The 6,862-nt window shown below is 48.4% G+C and carries 3 protein-coding genes and 3 pseudogenes; all 6 read right to left on the bottom strand.

What is annotated here, in order from left to right:
- Window positions 1–162 precede the first annotated feature (162 nt).
- Window positions 163–276: pseudogene (locus M0H32_RS29255) on the bottom strand (transposase domain-containing protein); the annotation flags it as partial.
- Between the two features lie 66 nt (window positions 277–342).
- Entirely contained in the window at window positions 343–753 is a 411-nt protein-coding gene (tnpA, locus tag M0H32_RS29260; protein ID WP_248160282.1) for an IS66-like element accessory protein TnpA, read from the bottom strand.
- 131 nt (window positions 754–884) lie between these two features.
- Window positions 885–2,001, bottom strand: a pseudogene (locus tag M0H32_RS29265) (IS3 family transposase).
- Window positions 2,002–2,099: 98 nt separating this feature from the next.
- Complete coding sequence (locus tag M0H32_RS29270; protein ID WP_248160284.1) at window positions 2,100–4,361, bottom strand: polysaccharide pyruvyl transferase family protein; 2,262 nt, start codon at window positions 4,359–4,361, stop codon at window positions 2,100–2,102.
- Window position 4,362: 1 nt separating this feature from the next.
- Window positions 4,363–6,255 carry a glycosyltransferase family protein gene (locus tag M0H32_RS29275; protein ID WP_248160285.1) on the bottom strand — a complete coding sequence of 631 codons (1,893 nt, stop codon included), beginning with the start codon at window positions 6,253–6,255 and terminating at the stop codon, window positions 4,363–4,365.
- A 485-nt stretch (window positions 6,256–6,740) separates the two neighbouring features.
- Window positions 6,741–6,862: pseudogene (locus M0H32_RS29280) on the bottom strand (IS5 family transposase); the annotation flags it as partial.

The following is a 6,862-nucleotide window of genomic DNA, read 5'->3' on the forward strand; positions in this document are numbered from 1 at the left end:
GCCTTCATATCGTCTGGCCAACGGCGCGGCCTACCTGCATCACGCCCATCCGTGAGAACCTCAATCGTAGTCTCCATGGAGAAACTCCCTCTCGATCCAACATGATCAGCCGATCACAGATCGAGGGAGGCGAAACAACGTGGGGGCAGAACAGCGGTTACCTTCGATTTCCTCCAGTGCCAGTTCCAACTGCGCGATGTCGCGCTCGATCCTCTCCGAAGACTTGCCAAAGCGTGCGCGGCGTAAAACCGCCAGTTGCTCCTTCAGTTTGTCGATCAGGCTGTCGCGCGCTTGAAGTTACCCCGCGGGCCAGATACACCCGCACGTTCGATCCAGGCGCGATCATGCCTCTTCCACCGAGCGGATCAGTCCTTGCAGCATCAAAGGGTCCAGCCCGGCATCCACCTTCAGTACACGGCCACCTTTGCAGCGGATCTCGATCCGCCCCATTCGTGCAGCCTTCTTCAGAGCAGGCTTCCGGACAGACTCTTCTTCCAGTGCTTGACCATGTCTCTCGGCCTCGCTTGCTACCAGCGTTACCGGCAGAAAACACGGTTCCTGCAAATGCTCCCTCTGGTCTTGAGCAAATTTGCGGCGCCAGGCGTAGATCTGTTGCGGCAGAACATCATGCCGCCGAGCAACATCAGCAATCGTTAGGCCGCTGGTCGCAACCTCTTCAAGAATGGTCAGCTTCTGATCATCCGACCAAATGCGCCGCCGCTCCCGGCCCGTCAAAATCTCAACCCGACCCATCGATCACCTTCACTACGGAATTAATGACGTATCTAATTCCGTAACTTCAACCGAAGACCCAAAATCGAAAAGGGAGTGTCACCGGACGCTTACGATGAAGGCGTTGTCGGTGGTGACGTTGCCCCCATCTTTTATCCAGCGTGACGTAGACTCCGGGGGCTGTATTGGCCCTGTTTAGCCCGGTGGAAGACGGGAGCTGGCGTGGAGCCGGCCATTGAGCGCAGCGCCAGGTCGCATGTTGGGGTAAAGGTGGTTGCGTATTCGGTTGGGGTGAGCCAGCCCAGCTGCGAGTGTGGGCGATTTCCATTGTAGTCGGTCTGCCATTCTCCGAGGGCAATTCGGGCGTAGGAGAGGCTTGGGAACAGGGTTTCGTTGAGCATCTCGTCCCGGAGCCTGCCATAAACGATTCAATGAACGCATTCTGTATCGGCTTTCCCGGAGCGATATAATGCCAGTCAATCTCGTGTCGATCTGCGAACCCCAGGATGGCATTCGAGGTGAACTCGGTGCCGTTGTCGCTGACAATCATCTTCGGCTTGCCACGTGCCGCCATGAGCGTTTCCAACTCTCGGACAACCCGCAGCCCTGAGAGGGATGTATCAGCGACGAGCGCCAAGCACTCGCGCGTGCAGTTATCCACGACCGTCAGAACCCTGAACGACGTCCATCGGTCAGTTGGTCGGAGACAAAGTCCCGCGACCAGCGGTCGTTGGGAGCTATAGGGATGACCATCGGCGCCCGTGTCCCCAGGGCCCGTTTCCGGCAACCCCTGCGTCGCACCGAGAGTTTCTCTTCCCGATACATCCGGAACAGGCGCCTGTGGTTGGCCACATAGCCTTCCCGGCGTAGCAACACATGCAGTCGCCGATATCCAAAGTGCCGGCGCTCATGGGCAATCGCCTTCATCCGGTCACGCCCGCCGCTCGCTCATCTCGAAGGTCTCCCTGAGATAAACGACCGCCTTTCGCTTGGCGGCGGGCGCTACCATTTTTTTCCTAGAAGGTCCTTAAGTGCGGAGTTGTCCAGCATGGCATCGGCCAAGAGCTTCTTGAGCTTGGAGTTCTCATCCTCGAGCGATTTCAGCCGTTTAGCTTCGCTCACATCCATGCCGCCATACTTGGCTTTCCATTTATAGATGCTGGCATTACTCACGCCGTGCTTCCGGCACAAATCGGCGACCGAAACGCCGGACTCATGCTCTTTGACGATGCCGATAATCTGTTCTTCGCTGAACCTGTTGCGCTTCATCTCTGATCCCTTTCGATGGGCCAGAGTCTATTTCAAACTGGATTACCTCCAAGGGGCAACGTCAGGCTGTCTAATGGTTGCGAACGGGGAACAATTACTTAATCCCTCAATGTAGCACCAATTTTCCGAACCTGTGCTGCAAATCTCTGTCGAGGCAAAGTCGTGCTACCAAACACGTCGAGTGGTGACGCATCACTTCCAAAGTTGATTTCTAGAGAGCAAACGTCAGATTCACTTTCATGACGTACGAACTCTTCTAAGTTTATTCTGATGTACTGCGAGCCATTCTTTTTCACAAACTCAGCGTCAAGGGGATTTCCATCAATTTCGACGGAGATTGTATCGACCTGAACATTGTCAGCTACTTTACTTAAGAACAGCGTTAAATTGTCAAGTGTCGCTAAGAAATTTCGATCAAATCGTAGACTGACAACTTTTTTGGCCCATAGATACTTTGGGATATCCTCGAAGTTAGGGTTTGTCCATCCTCTGTTCTCTTGAACAGTTTCCAGTTTGAATGTAACGGTTCTTTCACTTTCAGGTAACGTCGCCAATACATTCAATGGAGCTGAGTCTGCTTTCTTCTCGCTCAATGTAGCACCAATTTTCCGAACCTGTGCTGCAAATCTCTGTCGAGGCAAAGTCGTGCTACCAAACACGTCGAGTGGTGGCGCATCACTTCCAAAGTTAATTTCTAGAGAGCAAACGTCAGATTCATTTTCATGATGTACGAAATCTTCTAAGTTTATTCTGATGTACTGCGAGCCATTCTTTTTCACAAACTCAGCGTCAAGGGGATTTCCATCAATTTCGACGGAGATTGTATCGACCTGAACATTGTCAGCTACTTTACTTAAGAACAGTGTTAAATTGTCAAGTGTCGCTAAGAAATTTCGATCAAATCGTAGACTGACAACTTTTTTGGCCCATAGATACTTTGGGATACCCTCGAAGTTAGGGTTTGTCCATCCTCTGTTCTCTTGAACAGTTTCCAGTTTGAATGTAACGGTTCTTTCACTTTCAGGTAATGTCGCCAATACATTCAATGGAGCTGGATCTGCCTGCTCTTCTTTTAGGTCCAGCGTACGGTCACCTTCGACAATGAAACCTTGGACGTAAACGCCTATGTCACGTACGTCATTGCCTAGACCATGATCGGCCGGACGCACGGTATTTTCAATCTTGAGTCTAATCGAGACGCTGCTCTCTCCTATGAAATCATCAAGAGAGATCCTGAAGGGGTGAACGCCTTTTTTCCGGGAGACAAAGAACGTGTCCACAGCCTTCCCATTGTGAACGACACGAATACATACAGCCGGTTTTGAAGAAACTGTTAGAGCTCCGAGATTGACATACAAAGAACTGTTAGGTTGCACGCCGCCTTTGATGAAAAAGTCCAAATCGACCCAGTCGGAAATTGACCAAACGACCCCGTCCGTGGGATGCGACCAACCAGCTGTAAACGGAGTATTTTCGATACCAAGATCTGAAACTGAATAGTAACTACCTATCTGAAGTTTGAAAAAATTTAACTTCAGTCGATCGATCATCTCTTCCTTAAAAAGTGGAAATGCCCGTATCAACGGTTCCGGATTCCACTCCAAGGCGTGTACGAAATCGCCGTCCAAAGCGGCTTCGACGGTTGGATATGCCATGGGCACGCTCCGACCCGTCCCCTCATAATAGTCAGTGTACTTAAACTCCGGCTCATATTGGCTGATCATTCGTACAATTGATTTTCTGTAAACATCAGCGAATACTAAACCATGTAGAGAACTACTGATAACGTATTTGGCAGCCGAAATGTATGCAGCAATTGTTATTGGGTTTAAGTTAGGTCGCAGCACCATTATACTTTTGTCGGGTTTAGGCTGTGCCAATTGCGGTAAAAATCGATCATCATTGAGATTCGGAATCACGAGCGTTTCAGGCATTGTCGTTCCCAGTGCCTCTGCAGCACGCTCTAGACGTCCGCGACATGCCCGAATTTCCTTGTCGAACAGCATCGGGAACAAAAGACCTGGATCCCCATAAATTTCAGGACAATCAAATCCATCATTGAGCAGGATAGACCGTGTTAACGGCCCCCGCACGGCGTTGAACATAATGTCTGTGCCTTTAGCAAGTTTCCGGCTGTGTTTCGAATTTACACCAACTCCCCAAACAACATCACCGTCATTCGCCTCGTGAATGACGGAACCAACCGCCAGTAGCTTTGATTTTTTGGTTGCAACTGTCGGTACTATTTCCAAATCAAGGCCGATTTTACGGCACAGCGCCTCAACAACCATAGGGCCAATTTCATCGCCAAAGTTTATGCTGCTCTTAGGCTTCCAAGAATAAACGTAAATAAGCGCCATTTTACAACGCACCCTTAACTTTATTGTTATAGCAATCAATGGAATGTTTATACGCAATTAAGTGCGACAGACCTACAACGTAAGAGTCTTGCTGTGCATAGTTAAAGTCGTTAGTTAGATACTCATGCGTCAATCGATTGGCAATGTCATGCTTAAAATACTCCTCGATGAGTTGCGCAGCATGCTTTGCGTTCCCAACCGAGTAAACGCTGCAACCAGCAATCTTATTCTGAATTTCTTCCATCGAGTGTTGTGCCGGCACAAATACTGGTTTCAGTAGGGAATAGGCTACGAATTGAACACCTGAATTCAACCGGTTTATGCGCGGTATTAAAACGCAGTCGACCTGGCTGAAAAGACTAACTACCTGTTCATCGGGAACTTTATAATGGACACGTCTAGGACCACCGTCCCATTCATCGCGCAGATGCTGCCTAACTCTCCAATGGATAACGTCTGTATTCACCGGTCCCATGAAAATTAACTGAAAACGATCTTCCCCAAGGCACTCGCCCGTTTCCAGGCAAAATTGGAGTTCTGCTTCTGTGCGAATATGTCCGAAAATGAGAATTTTAATTTTCTCAGAAAGTAAAGCAGGGTCTTCATAGTCCACTAGATTTTCTCGAAAATAAGGTTGATAGTCCCCATGTGGAACGATAGATGTTGCGACTTTATCGAGCCCACGGATTGATGAGTGATGTTCCTTATATGCGGCAATGTTAGCATTGCTAAGATGACAAATCAGCGTTGCGTTGTCCGCAACAGCCTGCATCATGCGGACCCGCATGTCCCCATAGGTTGGCATCAGATCAAAATTGTGCGCGGTATACACGATAGGGGAAGTTTGGGCGATCTCCTTCATACGCGCTTCATATTGAACGACCTGCTCCTCTGACGGGACTTTCCAATTGAATAACGATTCTATCCATTCGATATGCAGAATGTCATTCTCAGCAAAAGGGTGCTCCCAAAAATGAGAGACCCCGGTTTTAATATTTTCTGCTCCGTGCACACGGCGAAGGCCGTCCCGCAGGGTCGCAACATAAGCATTTGGTACCGTTGAACCGATCTCTTCGGCTATATATATTTGATGGTCTTTACTAAGATTGTTCGTCCGTGCTTCAATACCAGCCGTGAAAACCAACTCCCGAACATGCTCCCAACATTCATCAAACGAGGCAAAATATTCAGAGGGCGCAGAGCGCGAATAAACTTCCTTGAGCACGTAAAGAGACGTAATAATATCTATGTTATCTTGTGCTTTTGAGGCAGAGTGCGTTTTAAGAATATTATTCCATGCCACTTTTTCTTCCGAATTAAATTCATACTCGCTGCGCAGCGGACCTGTATAATGCCGCAAATAGTCATCAAGGTCCGGATCAAACGTGTTGTTCCATCTTGTCTCAAGCGGTTCTATTCCGAAAACCTCGACAAGTCTAATCAAGTGGCCATTTTCGCCCCAGCCGACGTCATGACGAGGCTCAAGCGGCTTGCCCAGACTTGCGACCCACTGAGCAAAGAATTTCAGAGAATACGGGGTTTGCGCAGCGAAGATAACACCGGCATTCACGCGACCAGAATGCCCCTCAACCACACCTATAGGACAATCTCTCGATACGGCTTCCGTAACAGGGGGGCAAATCTCTTTAAATTCAACGTCCGTATCTACATAGAGGACGTAGTCATTCTTCAACAATGCACCGTAAAAGAGGAGTGTTTTTATCCAAATATTTTCCCTACCGAGAAGCGAGTTTCCATCTTCTGAAACACAACAATAACTGTACCCAAACCTTTCTGAATATTTCTTATGCGTATTAACCGCACTTGCGAAGGCCTTGTCGTATTCATATTGACCAAGGCTGAAGACAAGTGTTTTACTTTTCATATCATACATTCCATTCTGTTAGTATCATACACTATTGATCGACTGCATGAGATTTATTCGGGAACTAATAAACTTTTATACTGGCAATTTAATTATTTTGATAAAAGCTTTGCCTCGAAAAAGACATCGCCAATGGTTTCTTCACTGAAATATTTCATTGGTTGTTTCGTTTATTTTGTTGCATCTGAATTCGGGGAGGGAGGATTCCGGTAGGGGATTTGAGTGTTTCGTCTGAAAAATCTTTTCTCAAGGACTTTAACATGAGACCCTACCCTGAGTGAATAACATATAATAAATAAACGCAACTTTCTTGGTAAGCCCCATCAAAGTGGACCCGCCAGACGAGGCCGATCACTCCGCCTTTCTTAACATAAGGGTGGTGCTCTGATCCCCGAAAACTGGATCGTTCTTGACTGGAGTTTTCCGCGCTAGGTGTGGAATCCAAAGAGGTTGTTCATTCGCATTGAAGATCTGAGACTGGTTGGTAGCCAAACCTAGGTCCTGTTGACAAAGTCTTGCAGCCATATGCGAGCCGCGGCGAGATTGAGGAACGCGGCGAAGGATGCCTTGGTCTTGTCGTATCGGGTGGCGATCCTGCGGAACTGTTTGACCTTGT

The organism is Roseibium sediminicola, assembly GCF_023156505.1.
Classification (GTDB): domain Bacteria; phylum Pseudomonadota; class Alphaproteobacteria; order Rhizobiales; family Stappiaceae; genus Roseibium; species Roseibium sediminicola.